Source organism: Komagataeibacter rhaeticus (genome assembly GCF_003207855.1).
Classification (GTDB): Bacteria; Pseudomonadota; Alphaproteobacteria; order Acetobacterales; family Acetobacteraceae; genus Komagataeibacter; species Komagataeibacter rhaeticus.
This window is the reverse complement of record NZ_NKTZ01000005.1, coordinates 46,436-69,780: the sequence shown is the minus strand read 5'-3', so window position 1 is coordinate 69,780 and position 23,345 is coordinate 46,436. Positions and strand designations below refer to the sequence as shown.

At 66.9% G+C, this 23,345-nt stretch carries 20 protein-coding genes; 5 read left to right on the top strand and 15 right to left on the bottom strand.

Annotated elements, in window-relative coordinates; all coding sequences use genetic code 11:
* Positions 1–3: 3 nt before the first annotated feature.
* From hisD to CFR78_RS07365, 7 genes are all read right to left on the bottom strand, one after another.
* A complete protein-coding gene (gene hisD, locus CFR78_RS07395; protein ID WP_034928527.1) occupies positions 4–1,317 on the bottom strand; it encodes a histidinol dehydrogenase in 1,314 nt (437 codons plus the stop codon).
* A complete protein-coding gene (gene hisG, locus CFR78_RS07390; RefSeq protein ID WP_223846528.1) occupies positions 1,314–2,054 on the bottom strand; it encodes an ATP phosphoribosyltransferase in 741 nt (246 codons plus the stop codon). Before hisG ends, hisD begins: the two co-directional genes overlap by 4 nt.
* A gap of 104 nt (positions 2,055–2,158) precedes the next feature.
* Positions 2,159–3,421 (bottom strand): UDP-N-acetylglucosamine 1-carboxyvinyltransferase, encoded by a 1,263-nt coding sequence (gene murA, locus CFR78_RS07385; RefSeq protein ID WP_007399877.1) that lies wholly within the window; start codon positions 3,419–3,421, stop codon positions 2,159–2,161.
* A 19-nt stretch (positions 3,422–3,440) separates the two neighbouring features.
* Positions 3,441–3,995 (bottom strand): dCTP deaminase, encoded by a 555-nt coding sequence (gene dcd / locus CFR78_RS07380; RefSeq protein ID WP_034928531.1) that lies wholly within the window; start codon positions 3,993–3,995, stop codon positions 3,441–3,443.
* Positions 3,996–4,082: 87 nt separating this feature from the next.
* Positions 4,083–4,274, bottom strand: coding sequence for a hypothetical protein (locus tag CFR78_RS07375; protein ID WP_034928534.1), 192 nt, complete (start codon positions 4,272–4,274; stop codon positions 4,083–4,085).
* Between the two features lie 62 nt (positions 4,275–4,336).
* A complete protein-coding gene (locus CFR78_RS07370) occupies positions 4,337–5,467 on the bottom strand; it encodes an aromatic ring-hydroxylating oxygenase subunit alpha (protein ID WP_034928537.1) in 1,131 nt (376 codons plus the stop codon).
* A 236-nt stretch (positions 5,468–5,703) separates the two neighbouring features.
* Positions 5,704–6,933: a glycosyltransferase family 4 protein gene (locus CFR78_RS07365; protein ID WP_034928540.1), complete on the bottom strand. Its 1,230-nt coding sequence runs from the start codon at positions 6,931–6,933 to the stop codon at positions 5,704–5,706.
* Positions 6,934–7,034: 101 nt separating this feature from the next.
* Here CFR78_RS07365 and CFR78_RS07360 point away from each other — a divergent pair, with 101 nt between their 5' ends.
* The 4 genes from CFR78_RS07360 to infC all read left to right on the top strand — a co-directional run bounded on the left by CFR78_RS07360 (position 7,035) and on the right by infC (position 11,652).
* The gene (locus CFR78_RS07360; protein ID WP_225063361.1) at positions 7,035–8,021 is read left to right on the top strand and encodes a tetratricopeptide repeat protein; all 987 of its coding nucleotides are present in this window, start codon (positions 7,035–7,037) and stop codon (positions 8,019–8,021) included.
* 4 nt (positions 8,022–8,025) lie between these two features.
* Positions 8,026–8,928 (top strand): glycosyltransferase family 9 protein, encoded by a 903-nt coding sequence (locus CFR78_RS07355; protein WP_034928542.1) that lies wholly within the window; start codon positions 8,026–8,028, stop codon positions 8,926–8,928.
* Between the two features lie 42 nt (positions 8,929–8,970).
* Positions 8,971–10,905: a threonine--tRNA ligase gene (thrS, locus tag CFR78_RS07350; RefSeq protein ID WP_034928544.1), complete on the top strand. Its 1,935-nt coding sequence runs from the start codon at positions 8,971–8,973 to the stop codon at positions 10,903–10,905.
* 225 nt (positions 10,906–11,130) lie between these two features.
* Positions 11,131–11,652, top strand: coding sequence for a translation initiation factor IF-3 (gene infC, locus CFR78_RS07345; RefSeq protein ID WP_034928547.1), 522 nt, complete (start codon positions 11,131–11,133; stop codon positions 11,650–11,652).
* Between the two features lie 198 nt (positions 11,653–11,850).
* On the opposite strand, the gene CFR78_RS07340 is transcribed toward infC, so the two are convergent.
* The 6 genes from CFR78_RS07340 to hrpB form a co-directional block, all read right to left on the bottom strand.
* Positions 11,851–12,615, bottom strand: coding sequence for an SIMPL domain-containing protein (locus CFR78_RS07340; protein ID WP_034928549.1), 765 nt, complete (start codon positions 12,613–12,615; stop codon positions 11,851–11,853).
* Positions 12,612–12,944 (bottom strand): hypothetical protein, encoded by a 333-nt coding sequence (locus CFR78_RS07335; protein WP_034928552.1) that lies wholly within the window; start codon positions 12,942–12,944, stop codon positions 12,612–12,614. The genes CFR78_RS07340 and CFR78_RS07335 overlap by 4 nt, the downstream gene beginning before the upstream one ends.
* Before the next feature lie 4 nt (positions 12,945–12,948).
* Positions 12,949–14,433, bottom strand: a complete 1,485-nt coding sequence (locus tag CFR78_RS07330; RefSeq protein ID WP_306417768.1) for a sensor histidine kinase — start codon at positions 14,431–14,433, stop codon at positions 12,949–12,951.
* Positions 14,434–14,553: 120 nt separating this feature from the next.
* Positions 14,554–15,234: a response regulator gene (locus CFR78_RS07325; protein ID WP_007399892.1), complete on the bottom strand. Its 681-nt coding sequence runs from the start codon at positions 15,232–15,234 to the stop codon at positions 14,554–14,556.
* 30 nt (positions 15,235–15,264) lie between these two features.
* Positions 15,265–16,485, bottom strand: coding sequence for a S1C family serine protease (locus CFR78_RS07320; RefSeq protein WP_034928558.1), 1,221 nt, complete (start codon positions 16,483–16,485; stop codon positions 15,265–15,267).
* Positions 16,486–16,521: 36 nt separating this feature from the next.
* Positions 16,522–19,080: an ATP-dependent helicase HrpB gene (hrpB, locus tag CFR78_RS07315; protein ID WP_371440415.1), complete on the bottom strand. Its 2,559-nt coding sequence runs from the start codon at positions 19,078–19,080 to the stop codon at positions 16,522–16,524.
* A 92-nt stretch (positions 19,081–19,172) separates the two neighbouring features.
* Between hrpB and CFR78_RS07310 the strand changes: the two genes are divergently transcribed.
* A complete protein-coding gene (locus CFR78_RS07310) occupies positions 19,173–21,269 on the top strand; it encodes a protein-disulfide reductase DsbD family protein (protein WP_034928654.1) in 2,097 nt (698 codons plus the stop codon).
* Between the two features lie 55 nt (positions 21,270–21,324).
* On the opposite strand, the gene CFR78_RS07305 is transcribed toward CFR78_RS07310, so the two are convergent.
* Together CFR78_RS07305 and hslO are read right to left on the bottom strand one after the other, a co-directional pair.
* The gene (locus tag CFR78_RS07305) at positions 21,325–22,239 is read right to left on the bottom strand and encodes a hypothetical protein (protein ID WP_034928560.1); all 915 of its coding nucleotides are present in this window, start codon (positions 22,237–22,239) and stop codon (positions 21,325–21,327) included.
* Positions 22,240–22,338: 99 nt separating this feature from the next.
* On the bottom strand, positions 22,339–23,319 hold the full coding sequence (gene hslO, locus CFR78_RS07300; RefSeq protein WP_051672027.1) for an Hsp33 family molecular chaperone HslO: 981 nt from the start codon (positions 23,317–23,319) through the stop codon (positions 22,339–22,341).
* Positions 23,320–23,345 lie beyond the last annotated feature (26 nt).

The window sequence follows — 23,345 nt, the reverse complement described above, 5'->3', positions numbered from 1 at the left end:
GGGTCAAGCTCCGTTCTGCGCGCGCTTCAGGCTGTCAAGCCGGACCGATACGCTTAACGCATGGGCATCAAGCCCTTCCGCCTCGGCCAGGCTTACGGCGGCGGGGCCGATTTCACGCAGCGACTCGGCCTGGGCGCAAATGAACGTGGTGCGCTTGATAAAGTCGAATACCGACAGCCCGGACGAGAAACGCGCCGTGCGGCTGGTCGGCAGTACATGGTTCGGGCCGCCGACATAATCGCCAATGGCTTCGGGGCAGTACCGTCCGATGAAGATGGCACCCGCATGCCGCACCCGTTCGAAGACCGGCTCCGGCGCATCCACCATCAGTTCCAGATGTTCCGGCGCGATCTCGTTTACAAGATCCGCCGCTTCATCAAGACTGCGCACGGTGATGATCGCGCCGTGGGCATCCCAGCTGGCGCGCGCAATTTCGGCGCGCGGCAGGGTTTCCAGTTCGGTGGCAACGGCATGCGCCACCTTTTCCGCCAGACCCGCATCCGGCGTGATCAGGATGGACTGGGCCATGGGGTCATGTTCCGCCTGCGCCAGCAGGTCGAGCGCTATGGCGCGCGGGTCGTTGTTGGCATCGGCCAGCACGACGACTTCCGACGGGCCGGCAATGCTGTCGATTCCCACCTTGCCAAACACCTGCCGCTTGGCTTCGGCCACATAGGCATTGCCCGGCCCCACCACGCGGTCAACCGCGGCAATGGTGGCCGTGCCATAGGCCATGGCGCCCACGGCCTGCGCACCGCCCACGCGGTAGATCTCGGTCACACCCGCGCGGCGGGCGGCGGCCAGCACCAGCGGGTTGAGCACGCCATCGGGCGTTGGCACGCACATGGCTATGCGCCCGACACCGGCCACATGGGCGGGAATGGCATTCATCAGCACGGACGAGGGATAGGCCGCCTTGCCACCGGGCACGTACAGGCCAACCGAATCCAGTGCCGTCCAGCGCATGCCCAAGGTCACCCCTGCGCCGTCCACGTAACGCAGGTCGGCGGGCATCTGGGCGCGATGGAAGGATTCGATGCGGGTGGCCGCCACTTCAAGGGCTGCCAGCAGGTCGGCCGGGACTTCGGCACAGGCGGCATCCACCTCGGCTGCGGTAATGCGCAGGGTGGCGGGGGTGACACTGGTGCGGTCGAAGCGGTTGGTGAATTCGCACAGGGCTTCGTCGCCACGCGCGCGCACGGCGGCCAGGATCTCGGTGACCGGGCCGTCAACGCGTGCGGTATCGCTGTCCCGGTCGGCCAGCAGCGCGGTGAGCCGGGCGCGGAAATCGGGCTGCTGGGTATCGAGGCGCTTCATGCCTGCTGGTCCTTGGCTTGCGCTGTGCCGGAGGCCAGCGCCGTACGAAAACGGTTGATGATGGCGGTAATGCGCTCGGGCTGGGTCTTGAGCGCCGTGCGGTTCACGATCAGGCGGCTGGTGATGTGGGCGATGGTCTGGGTTTCCTCCAGCCCGTTGGCGCGCAGGGTGGAACCCGTGTCCACCAGGTCCACGATCAGATGTGAAAGGTCGAGCACGGGGGCCAGTTCCATCGCGCCATGCAGGTGGACGATGCTGGCGTTGATGCCGCGTGCGGCGAAATGCCGCCGGGTCAGGGAGGGATACTTGGTCGCCACACGCACCTGCGAGAGGCGCTTCGGATTGTCCTCATGCCCCGTGCGGTCCCTGGGCCGGGCAATGGAAATGCGGCACCCGCCAATGCCCAGGTCCAGCGGGGCATAGATTTCGGGGTAGTCGAACTCCATCAGCACATCCGCGCCGCAGATGCCGATCTGCGCGCCGCCAAAGGCTACGAAGGTCGCCACGTCAAACGAGCGCACGCGCACCACGTCTATGCCGGGGTCGTTGGTCCCAAAGCGCAGCAGGCGGCTTTTCTCGTCATTGAAATCCGGTCCGGGCACGATGCCCGCCCTATGCAGAAGCGGCGCCGCGGCCTTGAGGATACGGCCCTTGGGCAGGGCGAGTACCAGCGGGCTATCCGTTTCCGGGACGGCGTTCTGGGCCGGTGACAGGACGGTCAATGTATTCTCCGACATGAAGGCAGGTACCGCTGCCGCACAGGGCACCCCTTTGGTGACATGCGCGCATACCACATCCGGCCTTCATGCAGGAAGGGCAGTTTTCTCGGGGCAGCGGCCCGTCAGCCCGAAACGCGTTCGATATGCGCGCCACACTGCGCCAGCTTGCGCTCCACGGCCTCATAGCCGCGGTCAAGGTGGTAGACGCGGCTCAGGATCGTCTCGCCATGGGCGGCAAGCCCCGCGATGATGAGCGAGAACGACGCCCGCAGGTCCGTCGCCATGACCGGCGCGCCGGAAAGTGAATGCACGCCCCGGATAATGGCGGAAGACCCGTGCACGTTGATGCGCGCGCCCATGCGGTTGAGTTCGGGCACATGCATGAAGCGGTTTTCGAAAATGGTCTCCGTCACCATCGAGGCCCCTTCGGCCACCGACAGCAGCGCCATGAACTGGGCCTGCATGTCGGTCGGGAAGCCGGGATACGGCTCGGTCATGATATCAACCCCGCGCAGCGCGCCGGTGCGCTGCACGCGCACGGCGCCCTCTTCCTGCACCATTTCCACGCCCGCTTCCTCCAGCGCGCGCACCACGGCGCCAAGATGCTCGATCTGGCCGCCCACCAGCCGCAGTTCGCCGCCGGTAATGGCGGCGGCACAGGCATAGGTGCCGCATTCGATCCGGTCGGGCATGACGCGGTAACGGGCGCCATGCAGCCCTTCCACGCCGTCAATCACCAGCTTGCCGGTGCCGATGCCGGTAATGCGCGCGCCCATGGCGTTGAGGCAGCCGACCAGATCCCCGATTTCCGGTTCCCGCGCGGCATTGACGATCTCGGTGCGCCCGCGGGCCAGGGTTGCGGCCATGAGCAAGTTTTCCGTCGCCCCCACCGAGGCGAATGGCAGGATGACGCGCTCGCCCTTCAGCCCGTTCGGGGCTTCGGCATGGATGTAGCCGTTTTCCAGCGTGATCCTGGCCCCCAGTGTTTCCAGTGCCTTGAGGTGCAGGTCCACCGGGCGGGTGCCGATCGCGCAGCCGCCGGGCAGGGACACGCGGGCTTCCCCGCAGCGGGCCAGAAGCGGGCCGAGCACCAGGATCGAGGCCCGCATCTTGGAGACGATGTTGTAAGGCGCCTCGGTATTGGTAATGGCACCGCCCACCGACAGCGTGCCGCCATCCCCGCTGACATCCTCCACATCCAGGCCGTGCTGCTCCAGCAGCCTGCGCATGGTGCGGATGTCGGCAATGCGGGGCACGTTGTCCAGCACCAGCCGCTCGGGCGTCAGCAGTCCCGCCACCAGCAGCTTCAGGGCCGAATTCTTGGCCCCGCCAATAACGATGTCCCCACGCAGCGGGTGGCCGCCGTGAATGATGAAACGGTCCATGATGTGCGCCTCCTGCCCCTTACATGCGTGGCGGGGCGACGCCAACCTGCCCCATGTATTTGCCCTTGCGGTCGGCGTAGCTGACTTCACAGGGGGATGCCCCCTGGAAGAACAGGAACTGGCAGATCCCCTCATTGGCATAGATGCGCGCGGGCAGGGGGGTCGTGTTGCTGATCTCGATCGTGACCTGGCCTTCCCATTCCGGCTCCAGCGGGGTCACGTTCACGATGATGCCGCACCGCGCATAGGTGGATTTGCCCAGGCAGACCACCAGCGTGTCACGCGGTATGCGGAAATATTCGACCGTGTGGGCCAGCACGAAGCTGTGCGGCGGGATGGTGCAGCAGTCGCCATGGCGGGTGACGAAGCTGTTTTCGGCAAAGTTTTTCGGGTCGACCACCGCGTTGTCCACGTCGGTGAAAATCTTGAATTCGTTGGCGACCCGCGCGTCATAGCCATAGGAGGACAGGCCGAACGAGATCACGCCCTCGCGGCTCTGCTTTTCCACGAAGGGTTCGATCATGCCGTGCTGCGTGGCCATGCGGCGAATCCACGAATCAGGCATTATTGGCATGGTATCCCTTCCCTGGGCATGAGTGGCGCGGGCACAGGTGCCGCTGGCCGATCCCTAACGAAGTGACCGCCCGACCGCAACCGCCAATCACGCTTCGTTGCGGGATATGTCGTGGCCTGCGGGGGGTGTGGCCTCGTCCGCCGGGGTGGCGCGGGCGCGACTTTGCTGCTTGCGGCGGCGCAGGTTGGCGCGCAGGGCCTCGGCCTCGCGCTGCTGGCGCGCGCGGCGGGCTTCCTCGGCCCGGTCGGTGGGGCGGGGGGTGTCTGGCCGTTCGGTCATGATCGTGTTCTGTCAGGCTGGGGCCCGCCCGCCCCGGCTGCGGGGCGGGCGGCGGGGGGCGATCAGGCCGTGGCCGGCTGTGTGGCGGGCGTTGCGGGTGCCGTGTCCGGCCGCGTGGTGCCATGCGGGATGCCGCAGCGCGCCAGCAGTTCGCGCAGGCCCACCACCACGGGGAAGATCTCGACATTGCGGTCGTGGCCGACCTCGTTCCAGGCGGCCTGTTCCAGTTCCACGATTTCCTTGTCTTCCAGGAAGATGCGGTTGGTGAACCAGCCCAGCGCGGGCCAGATCAGGTCGATCAGCAGCGGGGTCTGCGGACGCAGGATGGACAGCAGGCCAAAGGACTGGGTGACGCGCTGCTCCTTGTCCACCGGCACGTAGGCGGTCCACAGGTCCATGATCAGGTCACCGTCCTTGTCGGTTATGCGCAGGGTCTGGTACGGGTATTCCGTGCGGATGGTCACAACTTCCTCCACGGGCTGCTCCCTGCCCTGCAGGTCCTTGTGCTTGCCAAAGATCAGGCGTTCGGCCAGCGGCTGCTGGCCCGCGCAGCGCATGAAGCTGTAACGCGCCTCGATAAAGTTCTCGCCCCGGTCCTGCCCCAGGAAGCGCGCCTTGATCTGCCCCATCTGGCGGCGGTGCAGGAACTGGTGGTTCATGTCCATCAGGTTCTCGTGCATGAACGTGTAATGGCAGTTCACGCGCGGGCTGAAATGCTTGGTCTTGTATCTGGGGTTGTCCGTCTGGGCCAGCTTGGGAAAGGGGACGGTATCGGCCTTTTCCGGGTTGCCGGGAAAGACGAAGATCAGCCCGCCCGCTTCCCGCACGGGGAAGGTGCGCACGCCATTGGGCAGCTTGCCCTTGCCCAGATAGGGCACGTCGATGCAGCGGCCCGAGCGGCCAAAGGCCCAGCCATGGTAGCAGCAGCGCACGGTCTGGCCGTTCACGGTGCCCTTGCTCAGCGGGACCTGCCGGTGGGGGCAGCGGTCATATAATGCGAACACGCTGCCTTCCTCGGGGCGGACCAGCACGATGGGCGTGCCCGCGTAGCTGACCGCCAGCGTCTTGTCTTTCCTGAGATCGGCCGACCACGCCACGGGGTACCAGAAGTCCGGGTCGCAATCGACCCGGCGCAGGTCGGGCTGCGTGGCCCTGGATGCGGTGTCTGCCTGGACTGGAGAAATCTGGTTCATGTGGTGCGGTCCCGAAGTGTTCGCGTTGCAACGGCGGGCCACGGGCCATGCCCGTCCGCCAGAGGATGGAATGCGCAATGGGTGAAGAATTTCAGTCGTGTTGTCGACTGTAAAACCACAGGCTGCATAAGGCTCATGCTTAATGCAGGAAGCTCATCCGGGGTTTCCGGGCAGCTTATGAGGCAGATCAAGGCAGGCCCCGTCCGGACGTGGCAGGCTGGCGGCCTGCCCGCCTGCTACCCGGCTTCGGGCAGGGCTTCATCCTCCAACGGGGCATCCGCCATCATGCTGTAGTAGAACGTATCCGCAAGGCGGGTATGCAGCAGTTCATCATAAACCGCGAGTGTTGCGTACTGCATGGCCTGGGTGGAGTAATGCGTGCGCACGTTCTCACGCGCATGCCAGGCCAGCGCCTCGCGTTCCGCATTGTCCAGACCGGCTACATGACGGATGCACGCGGCCAGCGCCCTTGCATCATCGGGGGGGAAGGAAAAGCCGGTTATCCCGTTTTCCACCGTTTCCAGCGCCGCGCCATGGGCGGATACGATAACGGGGCGCCCCATGGCCTGTGCCTCCACCACCACGCGCCCGAAGGGCTCGGGCCGGCGGGAGGGGACGACAACCATGTCCGCCAGCATCATGGCCGCCGGCATGTCCGCGCAGTGCCCGGCAAAGCGCAGATGGGCCGCAATGCCCCCCTGCCGGGCCTGCGCCACAAGCTGCCGGCCTTCCCTGCTGTTCGTCTCACCCACGAAAATGCACACCCAGTCCCCGCTGAACCCGCCTGTCCGCTCCAGATGGGCCAGTGCCTCGATCAGCAGGGCATGCCCTTTCCACGCGGTCACGCGCGCGGGCAGCATGATGACGGTGGCGCCATCGGGGATGTCCCACAGCCCCAGCAGTTTCTGGACCCGGTTGCCCCGCACCCCGCCGGGGTCGAAGCGCACCATGTCCGCGCCGCGCGGGATCAGGCGCAGGCGGTCGCCGCCCACCTTGTATTCATCACGCAGGCGGGTGGCGATGTAGCGGCTTATGGCAATGACCCGCGCGCCGGATGCCAGTACGCTGTTATAGCGTTTCTTGCCCGGCAGGTTGGCGTCATGCACCCCGTGCCATGTGGTGACCATGGGCACGCCCAGCCGCCTGCACGCGAAATGCGCGGCCCATGCGGGCGCGCGGGAGCGGGCATGGACAAGATGGACACCATACTGCTGCATGACCTGCCGCAGCCTGCCGGCGTTGCGCATGACGGAAATGGGGTTCTTGGCCCCCAGTTCCATTTCCACCGGAATGGCGCCGATATATTTCAGGCGCGGGACCAGGCGGCCGCCCGCGCTGGCCACGATGGCGGTGCCACCAGCCTGGACAATGGCCTGCGCCATTTCCAGCGTGCCATGTTCTATCCCGCCGGATTCGAGCGCTGGCAGCGCCTGCAGTATGACAGGTCGGTCAGAAACGGTTTGCATCACGTTCCTTCATATCACGACCGTAGCGAAACTGCACGGGTCGGCAGCAAATCGGGGCTTTGCCCTTGACGTGTGCCGCGCCTGGGCCGACGAATGCGGTGATGAGAGTTTCCGCGTGCCTGCCCGTTTCCCTTTTTTCCATGCGGGCACAAGCCCGTGCCCGGCACGGCGTGGCCCGTCGGCCGGCCGCGCGGCCGGGCGGGGGCATGGCGGTGGGACCGGCCGTGCTGGGGGTGGCCCTGCTGCTGGCCGTGGCGCTGGCCTGCCGGTGCGCGTGGGCCACGGCCGATGGCCCGGCGGCCCCGGTGGAAGCGCCACCTGTGGTGCCCCCCCAAGCCGCGCCGGCCACCGCGCCCGAGGACTGGAGCTTCTCCCGCTGTACCGCCACCCTGGCCGATGACCCGGATGGCGCGCGTGATTATGCCGAGGACTGGCGCGCCCATGGTGGCGGGCTGGAAGCCGGGCAATGCGCGGCCCTGGCGCAGATGGAAGTGGGCGATGTGGCCACCGCCGCCGCCGCGCTTGACCGTCTGGCCCGTACACCCGGCTGGCCTGCCGGTATGGCGCCGGGTGCCCGTGTTCCGGTGGAGGATACACCGCAGTCCCTGCGCCGCCGTGCCACGGTGGCGGAGGAGGCGGCCCGGGCCTGGCAGGCCGATGACAGCCCGAAACAGGCGATGGACAGCGCAACCTACGGGCTGACGCTGGCGCCGGGGGATACCGCGCTGCGTCTGGTCTATGCGCGGGTGGCGGTGGAACTGGGCCAGCCCCGGCAGGCCATCGACATGCTGACCCCGCTGCCCGCCACCCCCGCCGCGCGGGACGAGGCACTGGTGGCGCGCGCGGGCGCATGGCGCCAGCTGGGGCGGATTGACCAGGGCATGGCCGACATCGATGCCGCCCTGAAGGACATGCCCCATAACGGCCCCGCCCTGCTGGAGCGCGGCATCCTGCACCAGCGCGAGGGGCAGATGGAAGCCGCCCGCGCCGACTGGCAGGAAGTGGTGGCGCTGGCCCCGGATTCGGATGAAGCGGATCTGGCGCGCCAGGACCTGTCCCTGCTGGAAACCGACCCCGAGGCACCCTGACCCCATGGCCCGCATCCTGGTAATCCGGCTGGGCGCGCTGGGGGATTTTGTCCAGTCCTTTGCCCCCTTCGCCACCATCCGCGCCCATCATGCCCATGATGTGGTGGGCCTGCTGACCCAGGAAGCCCTTGCCGGACTGGGGCGGCAGGCGCCGTGGTTCGACCATGTGCTGGTGGACCGCAGGCCGCCATGGCACGACCTGCGCGCGGTGCTGGCGCTGCGCCGCGTGCTGCGCTCGTATGATTTCATCTATGACCTGCAGACATCGGGCCGCAGCACGCGCTACCTGCGCCTTTCGGGCCTGACGGCATGGTCGGGAATCGGGCGTGGCGGTCAGGCGGTGCATGACAACCCCCAGCGCCGTTTCATGCATACCCGCGCCCGCCAGCGTGACCAGTTGCGTCGTGCGGGACTCGAGTCCCTCTGTGTGCCCGACCTGTCATGGCTGGCCGCCGGTGGTCCCGTGCTGCCCGCTCCCTATGGCGTGCTGGTGCCCGGTGCCGCCGCCCACCGCCCCGCCAAGCGCTGGCCGGTGGCACGGTACGCGGCGCTGGCGGTGCGCATGGCCGAAGGCGGCCTGCTGCCGGTCGTGGTGGGGGGAAAGGGGGAAGGCGTGCTGGCCGCCACCATACGGGCGGCCTGCCCCACGGCGGTGGACCTGACCGGCCGCACCACGCTGCCCGAACTGGGCGGCGTGCTGGCGCGGGCACGCTGCGCGGTGGGCAACGATACCGGGCCGATGCACATGGCCGCTGCCCTGGGCGTGCCCTGCACGGTGCTGTTTTCAGCCGACAGCAACCCCGCCCTGACCGCCCCGGTGGGGCAGCATGCGGGGCAGGTAAAGGTGATTTATGTGCGCGATCTGGCCACCGTGCGCGTGGACAGGGTTGCGGCAACGCTCGGCTGACGCCATTACAGCGGAATATCTTCATACCGGAGCAATGAAACCATGCCTGCCATAACCCTGCCTGACGGATCCGTTCGCCGCTTTGACGGGGCAGTGACGGGCACTACCGTGGCACAGTCCATTGGCGCGGGGCTTGCCCGTGCCGCCCTTGCCATGGAAGTGGACGGCAAGCTCATGGATATCGGCCGCGCGGTCGATCATGACGCCCATGTCCGTTTCATCACGCGCAAGGACCCCGAAGCGCTGGAAATGATCCGCCACGACGCCGCCCATGTGCTGGCCGAGGCGGTGCAGTCGCTTTTTCCCGGAACGCAGGTCACCATCGGCCCGTCGATCGAGAACGGGTTCTATTACGATTTCTATCGCAACGAGCCGTTCAGCCCGGAAGATTTTGCCGCGATTGAAAAGCGCATGGCCGAGATCGTGGCCGCGAACGAACCCTTCGTGCGTGAGGCATGGCCGCGTGAAAAGGCCATCGAATTCTTCGAGGACAGGGGCGAGCGCTTCAAGGCCGAACTGATCCGTGACCTGCCGGAAGACGAGGAAATCTCGATCTACCGCCAGGGCGAATGGCTGGACCTGTGCCGTGGCCCGCATCTGCGCGGCACGGCGGATGTAGGCACCGCCTTCAAGCTGATGAAGGTGGCGGGGGCCTACTGGCGCGGTGACCACCGCAACCCAATGCTGACCCGCATCTATGGCACCGCATGGCGCGACCGCAAGGAGCTGGAGGCGCATCTGCACCAGCTTGAGGAAGCCGAACGCCGCGACCACCGCCGCATTGGCCGCGAGATGGACCTGTTCCACATTCAGGAAGAAGCCGTGGGCCAGATCTTCTGGCACCCCAAGGGCTGGCGGCTGTATTCGGTGCTGCAGGACTATATGCGCCGCGCGCAGGACCGAAACGGCTACCAGGAGGTGCGTACGCCGCAGCTGGTTGACCGTGCCCTGTGGGAAGCCTCCGGCCACTGGGACAAATACCGCGAGCACATGTTCATCGCTACCGTCGAGGACGAGGACAAGACCCTTGCCCTCAAGCCGATGAACTGCCCGTGCCATGTGCAGATCTTCCGCCACGGCCTGCGCTCGTATCGTGAACTGCCGTTGCGCATGGCGGAATTCGGCGCATGCCACCGCTATGAGCCGTCCGGCGCGCTGCACGGCATCATGCGTGTGCGGGGCTTTACGCAGGATGACGCGCATATCTTCTGCACCGAGGAGCAGATCGCCGATGAAACCGCCCGTTTCGTGCGCATGCTGGCCGATGTGTACCAGGATCTTGGGTTTGAGCATTTCCGCGTGAAATTCGCGGATCGCCCCGAGCAGCGCGCCGGTGACGATGCCACATGGGACCGTGCCGAAAACGCGCTGAAGGTGGCCTGTGACATGGCGGGTGTGACCTATGAGCACAATCCGGGCGAGGGCGCGTTCTATGGCCCCAAGCTGGAATTCGTGCTGCGTGACGCGATCGGCCGTGACTGGCAGTGCGGCACGCTGCAGGTGGACTACGTGCTGCCCGAACGCCTTGATGCATCTTATGTGGGTGAAGACAGCGCGCGCCACCGGCCCGTCATGCTGCACCGGGCGATTCTCGGCTCGTTCGAGCGCTTCCTTGGCATCCTGATCGAGCAGCATGCCGGTCGATTCCCGCTCTGGCTGGCGCCGGTGCAGGTGGTTGTTGCCTCAATCGTGACCGATGCGGCGGATTATGCGCAGCAGGTGGCCGACCGCCTGCGGGCTGCGGGTCTGGTGGTCGAGGCCGACCTGCGGAACGAAAAGATCAACGCCAAGATCCGTGAGCACAGCCTGGCCCGCGTGCCGGTCATTCTGGTCGTAGGCCGCAAGGAAGCGGAGGAAAACACCGTGGCCATGCGCCGCCTGGGTGGCAAGGCGCAGGAGGTCCTGCCGCTGGATGAAGCGGTATCGGCCCTTGCATATGAAGCCCTGCCACCCGATATCCGTCGCACGCGGCAGTGATATCCAGCCTCGCGTGCCGTGACTGCATGGCAGTTTTCACGGCGGCGGGACAAGACAGTACTTGATCTGGGGCGCGTCTTTGCGTCACATATCTTTCCATAATGTAAGGTCATTCCCGACCCGAGCGCGTATGCGGCCTTGCCCGTGTCGCGCGCGGCAGGGGGAATGGCCCTGCCTGCCGTCCGAACGCAACAGTTACAGGAGCTGACCATAGCCAGACCCCCGATGCCCACTCCGCCAAATCGAGAGGGCCCCCGTGTCAATGAAGAGATCCGCGTACCGCAGGTCCGTCTGATCGACGAAGAAGGCGAGATGCTTGGCATCATGTCCACACGTGATGCGCTGGCGCGCGCTTATTCCGTAGGACTTGACCTGCTGGAAATCAGCCCGAATGCCGAACCGCCCGTGGCCAAGGTTCTCGATTACGGGAAGTTCAAATACGAACAGCAGAAGAAGCGTAACGAAGCGCGCAAGAAACAGAAAGTCATTGAAATCAAGGAAGTCAAGGTTCGCCCGAACATTGATGAAAATGACTATCAGGTGAAGATGCGCGCCATGAAAAGCTTCATTGGCGAGGGCGACAAGGTAAAGGTGACCCTGCGCTTCCGGGGCCGTGAAATGGCGCATCAGGATCTGGGCGTAAAGGTGCTGGAGCGCATCCGTACCGAAATGGACGAACTGGCCAAGGTCGAGCACATGCCCAAGCTTGAAAACCGCCAGATGATCATGGTGCTTGCACCGCGCTGAGGTGCCGCCGCCATGATCCGGTAACACAAAGGCCCGGTGGGATGTCCCACCGGGCCTTTTCTGTCTGTTCCGTTCCACGCCATGGGGCGGCCCCATGCGGGTCAAAATGGATGAAAGTCTTTTGGATGCCGCCTTTTTTCAGACAGGCGGCGTTTTCTGAAGCGTTCTGAAAGAAGCTTTACCAGAAATTTCTGTGCCTCATTCGCCGGGCTGTTGCAAAACCAGGGTTGCGTGCGCGGTCGCCGTTACGTCCTGCATGGAAGCCGGTGCTTCGGGGGGCGTGATTTCGGCGCTGGCCGCGCGGGCCATCATCATCATGGGAATCGGGCGGGGGAAGTTCTGGTCATCCAGCGTGACGGAGCGGATGGAGGCGACCTTCAGCTTCAGCGTGCTGGCCGCCGCTTCCGCGCGCTGCTGCATGTCCTGCAGGGCAAGGGTCTCGGCCCTGCGGGTCAGTTCCGTCCGGCGTGCTGTGGAAAGTGACCAGTCCAGCCGGGTCAGCACCAGATTGTCGCCCTGCAGCTGCCCGATCAGGGGCAGGAGTCCCTTGCCGTCATGCGCCGTCAGGCGGATTGTCTGGCGTGCGATCCATTGCGGCCTGCGGTTCTGGCGGGGGTCGCCGTCGTCATGATGCACAACATAGGATTCGGCATTCACGCCCATGCCTTCTACCGGTGTGGCAAGGGCAATCGCCTTGCCCACCTGCGTGTTGACCTGCGCCTGCGCCGCGGCAGCCGTATCGGCGTGCGATTCGGCGTAAAAGACGGCGGTCAGTTCATCCGGCTGTGCCTGCACCGTGCCGGTGGCGGACAGATCAAGCGTGGTGGCGGCGGTAGCGGCGGCGGGTGAGAAGAGCGGCCGCTGTGCCCGGGCGGCCACCGGGTGCAGCCCGGTTGCCATGAGCAGGGGAAGAAGGGCGATCCGTCCCCTGCGGGTGCGGCTCCAAAGCTGGATAATGCTCATGAATGCGTGGTCTCTTTCAGTTCCACCAGGGCACGGCGCAGCCGGACAATACCGGAGCGGATCCGTCCTTCCCGGCACATGTCAGCTCCCTGCATGCGCAGGCTGTCCACATCCTGTGGCAGGGCGGGGCCATAGGCATCGATGATGTTGAGCAGGCGGTTGCAGTAGGCCTTGGTATCGCTGGTTATGATGACAGGCTTGTCCGCGCCATCGCGTGCGGTCACCACGCGTACCATGCCGCTGTCCTGTGCTGCCGGCACGGGTGTCGCGCCACACAGGCAGAAACTCATCACGACGACGGCGGGCGTCATGGCGGGGTGCAGGTTCATGCTGTCACTTTACGCTACTGTTCGTGTCATGCTGATGGGAGAAAGGTGACGTTTGAGTCATGCCTGATATGTTCTGTGGAGATGGACACTCCTGTCCATCGTCCGACAGGGCGCAGGCGGCAATGGGCAGCGCCAGCGAAACCGTAAGCCCGGGATTGTGGGCCGACAGCTGCATCTGGCCCCCGTGCAGCTGCACGATGGCGCGCACCATGGATAGCCCCAGCCCGGCGCCCGGCGTGTTGCGTGCCTTTTCCGCGCGGAAGAAGCGTTCCGTCGCCCGTGCCATGTCGGCCGCGCTCATGCCGATTCCCTCATCACTGACCGACAGGTCCAGCATGCCTTCGCCCGTAGGCCCGGTAACACGACCCGGCGCCAGCTCCCGCATCCGGGCGCGCAGGTGCACCGTCCCGCCGGAGGGGGAGAACTTGATGGCGTTGTCCAGCATGTTGGCCACCGCCTGCTGGATCAGCGAGCGGTCACCATAGAAGGGCAGCGCGGCGGGCAGGTCCAGGCGCAGGGTAATGGCATGGTCCTCCGCCACGGCTTCGTACAGATCGGCCACATCCAGCAGCACCGGCACCATGTCGAACGCCATGAAGGCGGAACGGCGGGAGCCGGCCTCGATCTGAGCAATGCGCAGCAGGGCCTCGAACACGGCGGTCACATTGTCCAGGTTGCCGACCGCGCGGTCGATCGCGCCACGCAGTTCCTCTGGCGTGGTGGCGTGCAGGGCCGCGTCCTCCAGCTGGGTACGCGCGCGCGCGATGGGGGTGCGCAGGTCATGGGCAATGGCGTTGGAAACCTGCCGCACGCCGTCCATCAGGCGCACGATTCGGTCCAGCATTTCGTTGATGGCCTCGGCCACCTGATCCATCTCGTCCCCATTGCCCACCAGCGGCATGCGGCGGCTCAGGTCGCCATGGGCAATGGCCGATGTGGTGCGTGCCACCGTCTTGACCATGCGGCGGAAGATGCGGTGCACCAGCACCGCCCCGCTTACGGCCAGCAGGGTGACCATGACCCATGCCCATAGCAGCGAATCGGTCAGCAGGTGACGCAGGATGCCGCGTGCCCGCACGTCGCGCCCCACCAGCAGGCGATAGCCGCTATCCAGCTGCCCCGCCGTATGGGTCTGGGCCGTGCCGGGCAGGTTGTAGGCGTGCAGTTCCGCCATGCTGCGCAGGCCCGCACGGGTGTCGGGCAGGGAATACCAGCGGTCGGTGTACTGTACCTTGCCCGGCCAGGCCGAGACGTTGCCGGTCAGGTAATTCCCCTGCGGGTCGATGACGAGGTAGATCGCATCATCATCAAGGTTCTGCTCCAGCCGGTCCTCGATGGTCAGGGCCAGCGTTGGCAGGCCGCCGATGACCCAGCGTTCGGCCAGGGCGCGGGCATCGGCGTTGATTGCCGTCTCGACCTGACGTTCCAGAAACCCGATCGTGCCCCACCACAGGAAGGACATGAACAGGATGGACGACAGCGCGAACATAAGCCCGTAGGCCAGCGCGAAGCGCAGGCTGGCCGACCGCCAGGCCCGCCAGCGCGAACGCCGGGGCGGCGGAGCGGGCGGAAAGGCCGGCTGCGCTGTCACGCGTCGTGGCCGTGGGGCTTATTCCGCACGCAGCATGTACCCCGCGTTGCGGATGGTATGGATGAGCGGCGTGCCGAAGGGCTTGTCCACCTTCTGGCGCAGGCGCGAGACATGCACGTCGATCACATTTGTCTGCGGGTCGAAATGGTAGTCCCACACGCCTTCCAGCAGCATGGTGCGGGTCACTACCTGGCCTGCGTGGCGGGTCAGGTATTCCAGCAGGCGGAATTCACGCGGCTGCAGGTCGATCTTCTGCCCCGCGCGGCGCACGGTGCGCGAGAGCAGGTCGATCTCCAGATCCGCCAGTTCCAGCTTGGTCTGGGGGGCGGCCTCGGTCCGGCCACGGCGGCCAAGGGCTTCCACGCGCGCCAGCAGTTCGCTGAAGGCGAAGGGCTTGGTCACGTAGTCGTCCCCCCCCGCCTTCAGTCCCTGCACGCGGTCATCCACATCCGCCAGCGCCGAAAGCAGCAGCACGGGGGTGGTGTTGTTCTGCGCGCGGATGGTTTCCAGCAGGCGTACGCCGTCAATGCCGCCGGGCAGCATGCGGTCCAGTATGATCAGGTCGAACTTCTCGCTCACGGCCATGAACAGGCCGTCCTTGCCATTATCGGTCAGTTCGACCAGGTGCCCGGCTTCCTTCAGGCCCTTGGCCACGAAGTTGCGGACGGTGGGGTCATCTTCAACAACAAGAATATGCACGTTGCCTCACGTCGTTTGGGGCGGGGTCGTTCAGTCGTCCATGTCTTCGTCGGGGCGGTGGCCGACGCAGGCATCCAGGCTCATCGGGTCATGGCGGCGGCGGATATGCAGTGCCACGGTCGAACCCGGCCGCTTTGCCGCGATCGAGCGGATCAGCATGCGGGATGTGTCGATCGGTTCATCATTCACGGCGGTAATGACATCACCAATATGCAGGTGCGCCTTCATGGCCGGGCCATTGCGGTCGATTCCCACGATCTGTACCCCGTTGCGTCCCGGCCCGTCCGCCAGTGTAACACCCAGCCAGCCCCGGTCGATATGGCCATTCTGACGCAGTTCTTCCACGATTGGTGCCACGATTTCGGACGGCAGGCCAAACCCTATTCCCACCGAACCGCCCGTGGGCGAGACGATGGCCGTGTTCACCGCGACCACCTGCCCGCCCAGGTTGAACGACGGGCCGCCCGAATTGCCGGGGTTGATGGGCGCATCGATCTGGAAAAAATCATCGAACGGGCTGGTGCCGATATCGCGTCCGCGCGCGGATACGATGCCCGCGGTGACCGATGATCCAAGCCCGAACGGGTTGCCCGCCGCCATGATCCAGTCCCCGATGTTGACCAGCCGGCTGTCCCCCCACGGCACGAAGGGCATGGGGTGGGGGGCGTGGATCTGGATCACGGCAATATCCGTCAGGTCGTCGCTGCCCACCAGATGGGCCGGGAATTCCGTGCCATCGGCCAGCGAGACGGTAATCTGGTCCGCCCCCCCCACCACATGCGCGTTGGTCACGATCACCCCGCTGGGGTCGATCAGGAAGCCCGAGCCCGCTCCCAGCATTTCCTCGCCATGCGCGCGCATGCGTTCACGGAATTTATGCTCGAACGGCGTGCCCTTCACGCTGGGGGGCAGGGGCTGGCGGGCATTGGCGGCCACCTTGGTATCCTGCGCCTGTGATACCGCGATGTTCACCACCGCCGGTCCCACCTGCCGTACCAGCGGGGCGAAGGTAAGCGGGCCGGACGCCACCACGGGTGCCACGGGCGGGGCAAACAGCGAGGGATTGGGCGGCACGGCGGATGCGGCCGCCGTGTCCTGCGCCAGCGCCCCGTTCACCTGCCCGGCCACGCCCAGCAGCAGCATGGGTAACAGGCGGCGGGCAGGGTGGGCCATGACGATGCGTGTCATGTATGGCGGTATGGAGGTGCGTTCATGATAAGTCATGTTATCTGAAAAAAACGGCAATGCCATGTCTGCATGTCAACATGGACACGAATGCATGCTGTTTTATGACCGGCGCGGTGGCCGTGGCGGGGGCGGGCTGGCCGTCGCAGGGTTTTCCGGCCAGTCGTGGCGGGGGTAGCGGCCGCGCATGTCGCGGCGCATGTCCGCCCAGGACCCGGCCCAGAACCCGGCCAGGTCGGCGGTGATCGCCTGCGGGCGCCCTGCGGGGGAAAGCAGGGCGATGCGCAGGTCCACCGTACCACCGGCAAGGCGGGGGGTGTCCGTCATGCCATAGAAGGTCTGCGCACGGGCGGCCGCTACCGGCACGGGCTGGAGGTAGTCGATGCCCGCCCGGCCACCGGGCAGGTCCAGATGGGTGGGCAGCATGTGGTCCAGCCATTTCAGGCTGGCATGGTCCATGGTGGCGCGCAGCATGGCCAGCAGGTCCATCTCCGCCAGGGCCGGAAGCCGGTTCACGCCTGCAAGCCACGGTGCAAGCCATGTCCCGACCGTGGCCGCCAGCGCGGTGTCGGACAGGTCGGGCAGGTCCGGGCGTTCCAGCCGGGTGCGGGCCAGTTCCACGCGCGCCTGCAACTGGTGGCAGGCATCGCTCCATGTCAGGCTGGCCGCAAGGTTCTGGGCCGCCTGCTGGCACAAAAGCGCGCAGACCTCATCGGCGCTGGCGGTGACCGTGCGGTCGCGCAGCACCAGGGTACCCAGCCGTAGCCGGCGCCGGGCCAGCACGCTGCCGGTGGTGGGATCGAGCGTGGTTTCCACCTGTTCGCGCGCGCGGGCCAGCAGGGCGGGGGGCAGGCTGTCACGGTCCAGCGGGGCGGCAAGGCAGATCTCGGCGGCCTTGCGCACATGCATGCCGGCCACGGCCAGCAGGGGGGAGCGGGCCAGTTCATCGGTTTTTGAAAGCCGTGCGCTGCCGCCACCCGCCAGGCGGAATGACCCGACATCGCCGCGTGACTGGGCCACCCGGTCGGGGAAGGCCGCGGCAATCAGGGCGGCGGGATCGCCACTGGCCGCAATGTCACGCGCCCCCCCCAGCCGCCTGCGGTACTGCCGGGCGGCATGGCGGATGCGCGAAAGTGCCGCGCGATCGGCATCCGGGTGGTCGCCACCGGCCAGCAGGTCCAGGCGCAGGCGGATATCGGCAGGCGCTGCGGGTGGCGCGCCCCGGCTGCCACCGGCGGGGCGGCGGGGGCGCAGCGGGTCGCGTTCTTCCAGCAGGGCCGCGATGTCACAGGCCAGCGCGCGCTCCGGGGCGGTGCGGGCGGCCAGCATCATGGCGGCAAGGCGCGGATGGGCGCCCAGGGCGGCCATGCGTGTGCCCTCAGGCGTAATGCGGGCATCATCATCCAGCGCGCCAAGGGCCTGGAGCAGGCTGCGCCCGGCCTCGAACGCGCCATTGGGCGGCGGGTCGGGGAAGGGAAGGTCGGCGGGGTCCGTGCCCATCGCTTCCTGCCAGGCGGCCGTATCCAGCCGCAGGCCGGTCAGTTCGGCCTCCATCATTTCGGGCTGGTCATGGGGCGGCATGGCGCGGGTGGTCATTTCCGTCCACAGGCGGATGGCCGTGCCCGGCGCCACACGCCCCGCACGGCCCGCGCGCTGGCTGGCCGCCGCGCGGGAGATGCGTATCGTGTCGAGCCGCGTCAGCCCCGTGCCCACATCCAGCCGGGGCACGCGGCGGAAGCCGCCATCGACCACAATGCGCACGCCGGGTACGGTCAGCGATGTCTCGGCTATGGAGGTGGACAGGATCACCCGCCTGCGACCGCCGGGGTGGGGGGTCAGGGCCAGATCCTGCTCGGCGGGGGGCAATTCGCCATAAAGCGGCAGCACATCGGCATCGATTCCGGCCAGCAGGGCGCGGGTGCGCTGGATCTCGCCCACGCCGGGCAGGAAGGCCAGCACGTCACCTTCTTCCTGGGCAATGGCTGTGCGGATGGCGGCAGCCATGGCCTCGGGCAGGTCACGACGGTGGACAAGGTCGCGGGTGGCGTGGCGGATCGCCACGGGGAACATCCGGCCTTCGCTTTCCACCAGTTCGGCGTCCATGCGGCGCGACAGGGCCGCGCCGTCCATGGTGGCGGACATGGCCAGCAGCTTCAGTTCGGGCCGCAGGCTGCGCTGCAGGTCAAGGCAGAAGGCAAGGGCTGCATCCGCATCGACCGAACGCTCGTGGATTTCATCGAATATGACGCACGCCACGCTCTCCAGCATGGGATCGGACAGCAGGCGGCGCACCAGCAGGCCCTCGGTTATCACCTCGATGCGCGTGCGCTCCGATGTCGCGCCATCCAGCCGGGTGCGGTAGCCCACCAGCCCGCCCAGCGGTTCGCCCAGCAGTTCCGCCATGCGCTGGGCGGCCGCGCGTGTGGCCAGCCTGCGGGGTTCGAGCATGATGATCCGCCCGTCGCCGCGCCATGGGGCAGCCAGCAGGGCCAGCGGCACCAGCGTGGTCTTGCCGGCGCCGGGCGGAGCGACCAGAACGGCATTGGACGTCCGTTCCAGCGCGGTGCGCAATGCGGGCAGGGCGGCGGCGACGGGCAGCGCGCCGCCTGCGTCCGCCATCAGGTCATCAAGTCGGTTTTGCAAGGTCGGATCGAAAGCCATATCCTGATCTTATGGCGTCGGGCATGGTGGCGGGGCAATCCTCGGCGTGATGCGTGGATGTGTTTTTCCCCTTTATCGTATGTGGTGGAGTCATGGTGGTGCCCTTCAGGTGGCTTGTATCGATCCTGTGCATGGTGCTGCTTGCCGCACCCGCCGCGCGCGCCGCGCAGAGCGCGGCGGTGAGCAGTGAGCGCGCGCGCGTGACCCTGGTCACGGATGATGACGCTTACATGCCCGGCCGCGCCCTGCATGTGGGCCTGCAGATGCATCTTGCCCCCGGCTGGCACACCTACTGGCTCAACCCCGGCGATGCGGGGGAGGCCACCACGCTGACTGTCACCGCGCGCGGCGGTGCGGACGGGCAGGCCAGCGCCATTGAATGGCCGGTGCCGCGCGTGCTGCATGACGGGCCGCTGACATCCTATGCCTATACCGGGGATGTGCTGCTGCCGGTCACACTTGTGCCGGTGGCGGGGCAGGGGGATGGCCCGGTCACGCTCAGCGCCGTGGCGGACTGGCTGGTCTGTGCCGATGTGTGCGTGCCCGAGCATGGCACCTTCACCCTTGTCCTGCCGCGTGGGGGACCGCAGCCCTCGGCGCAGGTGGCGGATTTCGCACGCGCCGGTGCGCAGCGCCCCGTGGCCTCGCCCTTTGCCGCCCGGCTGTCACCTGCCGGTATCCTGCAGCTTGCGGGGCGTGGCCTGTCACCGGATGCGGTGACGGCGGCATGGTTCATGCCCGACGTGTCCGGCGCGATTGATCAGGATGTGACGCAGCCGCTGGTGGTGGGGGATGGCACTGTTCAGCTTACGCTCCGCCCCGGGCCTGAATTCCATGGCGGCGCCGGCCTGTCCGGCATTGTGGTGCTGCGTGACGGCACGGGGCGCGAGCGTGGCCTTGCGGTCCGGCCGGTGGTGGGAACCGTCCAGCCGCTTGCACCACCTGTGGCCACTGTCCATGCAGCCCATATCGGGGTGCTGGTACTCATGGCCTTTGTGGGGGGGATGATCCTCAACCTCATGCCCTGTGTCTTCCCCGTGCTGGCCATGAAGATACTGTCGCTTGAGCGCATGGCACGGGGGGAACGGCGGGCCGCCCTTGGCGGGGCGGCTGCGTATGCGGCCGGGGTCGTGGGGTCGTTCGTGGTGCTGGGGGGGGCGATTGCGGCACTGCGCGTGGCGGGCCAGCAGGCGGGCTGGGGGTTCCAGTTCCAGTCCGTCGGGTTTGTCATCGTGATCTGCCTGCTGTTGTTTGCGGTCGCACTCAACCTGCTGGGGGTCTTTGCCATCGGGCTGCGGCTTATGGGGGTGGGCACTGTCCTGCCCGCGCATGCGGGGGATTTCCTGACGGGGGTGCTGGCGGTGGTGCTGGCATCACCATGCACCGCGCCATTCATGGGGGCGGCGGTGGCGGGGGCGCTTGCGGCCTCCCCCCTTGCGGGGCTGCTGGTTTTCGTGGCGCTGGGGCTGGGGCTTGCCGCGCCCTACCTGCTGCTGGCCGCCATGCCGGGGCTGCTGGGCTGGCTGCCCCGGCCGGGACGGTGGATGGAAACCGTGCGCAACCTGCTGGCGCTGCCCGTTCTGGCCACCTGCGTCTGGCTGGGCTGGGTGGCCTGGCTGGAGGGCGGGCAGGACGCGCTGTACCTGCTGGGGGCGGGTCTGGTGCTGGTGGCCCTTGGCTGCTGGTGCCTGCGCCGCGCCACGGCCATGGACCTGCGGGGCGCGATGGAGGGGCGCGCCGGGCTGTACCGTGCCGTGGCCATCCTCAGCCTGCTGGTCGCCTTTGTGGGGGGGGCGGTGGTGCCGCCCGCCAGCGTGCATGACCACGGGGCGGAGCGGGTGGTGGACGGCAGTTCGGCCTTCTCCCCAACCCGGCTTGCGGAACTGCGCGGGCAGGGGCGGCCGGTATTCGTGGACATGACGGCGGCATGGTGCATCTCATGCCTGGTCAATGAGCGCGTGGCCCTGTCCACCCATGCGGTACAGGCCGCGTTTGCCAGACAGGGCATTGTTTACATGAAGGGTGACTGGACGCAGCGCAATGCGGATATTACCGCCTTCCTGCATGCCCATGGCCGCGATGGCGTGCCGTTCTATGTGTATTATCCCGCCCGGGGGGCAGAAGTGGTGCTGCCGGAAATCCTCTCCCCCGGGCTTGTCCTGCGTGTGATCGGGGCGGGCGGGAACTGACCGGGCAGGGAACGGGCGTTCCCTGCTGCCGGGGCCAGTAACCAGCGGCCAGTAATCAGTTGGTGCTGCTGCCGGGCAGTGTCAGGTTGCCCGGCGGGGGAGAACGCAGCTGCGTCCTGGGCTTCGTGGCCGTGGTGCCGCCCGTGTCATCGGAAGGGTAGCCGGTCGGGAATATGGCGTCCGGCCCCTGATCGGCGATTTTCGGCCTGGGGGCCGGTGTGGCGGCGGGTGTTGCGGACTCGGGCTGTTCGGCTGTGGGGCCGCCGCCTATGGTCATGGTGCCGGCGCCGGTTGCGGGCGTGGTGTCGGTGGTGGTGGTGTCGCTGCCGTCAAGCGGCTGGGCGGCCACGCTGCCCGGTGCCTGCGGGGTGACCAGCCAGTTGCCCAGGTTGGTACGGATCTGGTTTTCCAGCTCCTGGTTCATGTCCTGCAGCATCATGTTGGTCAGGGCATTGAGGTTCTGCGGTGTATCGCTGTTGCCGTGTTTTTTCTTCGGATCGTAGGAGCGCGTGACCTGCGCCACCGCATAGCCGGTGCGCCTGCCATCGGCCGAGCTTACGTCCAGATGCACATTGAGCTGCCCGTCCAGTATGCCCCCCGGTTCATGCAGGATGGAGGCGCGATCGATGGTGAACACGCCCGTCCCCCCGCTGCCGGCCGCCAGCAGCCGGTCATGGGCCAGCTGTTTGAGCAGTTCGTCCGGCGGGCTGGGCGCGCGGCCCGACAGGTCGCCCGGCACCAGCCCGGGCTGGCCCCGGTCCACGACGGAGAGGGAGGCGATATTCAGGTTCAGGGGCGGGGTATCGCCGTATTGTGGCCCCTCGAACGTGGTGGGCTCATCGGTATGGTGGCGGCTGTAGGCATGGTCGCATGTGGCGGCCAGCGCCAGGAACGGCAGGCTGGCCGCCAGCATCACGCGCAGGCTGTGGCGCGATGGCAGGATGCGGAACGGCGAACGGTTCGGTCGCATGAAATATATCCCGGTAACGGCTGGCGCCCATGGCGCGCTGGGTAGATCTGGGGATGATCGTGCCATGTTCCATGCCGGGCGAACAGGGGCAGGGTGGGTTCAGGCCGCCCTGCCGCCAATCTCGTCACGCTGGAAATGGAAGCTGTGGTTGCAGAACGAGCAGTTCATGGTGATCGTGCCATCCTGCGCCATGTGGTCCAGGTCATCCAGCGGGAAAGTTTCCAGAATGCCCGACAGCCGCGCGCGCGAGCACCGGCAGCCAAATGCCAGCGCACGCGGCTGGCCCGCCATCAGCCCTTCGGCATGGAACAGGCGGTACAGCAGGTCGGCGGAGGAAAGGGTGTCATCCAGCACCTCGCGCGCCGTCAGCGTGGTGGCAAGGGTGACGGCGGTCTCCCATGCATCATCGCCTTCCTCGGGTGTCAGCGTGGCGGTGGTGCCCCCGTCGGTTGCGATCTTTTCCATCACCAGCGCGCCCGCGCGCCAGCCCGCTTCCGTTTTCGCGCAGAACAGCTTGACCCAGCAGGCATGCTGCTCGCTGGTGGCAAAGTAATGGGCCGCCATCTCGGACAGGCTCTCGCCATTCATCTCGACAATGCCCTGATGGATGTCGGTATCCGGCCCCTGGTCCACGCTGAAGGCGATGTAGCCCTTGCCCAATAGCTGGCTGGCGGTGGGATTGGGGCTGGTTTTCAGCAGTTCGGCCACCTGTGCGTCATCCGATCGGGCATGGAAGCGCAGCGCGCCCGAATCGGTGCAGTCCGCCAGCAGCAGCCCCACCGGGCCATCGCCCTTGGCCTGAAGGGAGAAGGAACCCTGGAATTTCAGTGAGGAGGCAAGGGCGGCCACCAGCGCCAGCGCTTCCCCCGCCAGTTGCAGCACCGCATCAGGATTGTCGTGGCGGGTCAGCAGGGTATCGGTCAGCACGCCGGGGCGCACCAGCCTGCCGCGCACGGGGCGCTGGTCCAGATAGAACGGCACGATCCCCTGCGGCACGACCAGATCGGGCGTGTCCGGCCGGCTGGCATCAAGGAAGGCGGGGGCGGGTGGCGTGGTGGTCATGGCATGAATCCGTGGCATCGGCCCATCCTGTATGGATGGATGGG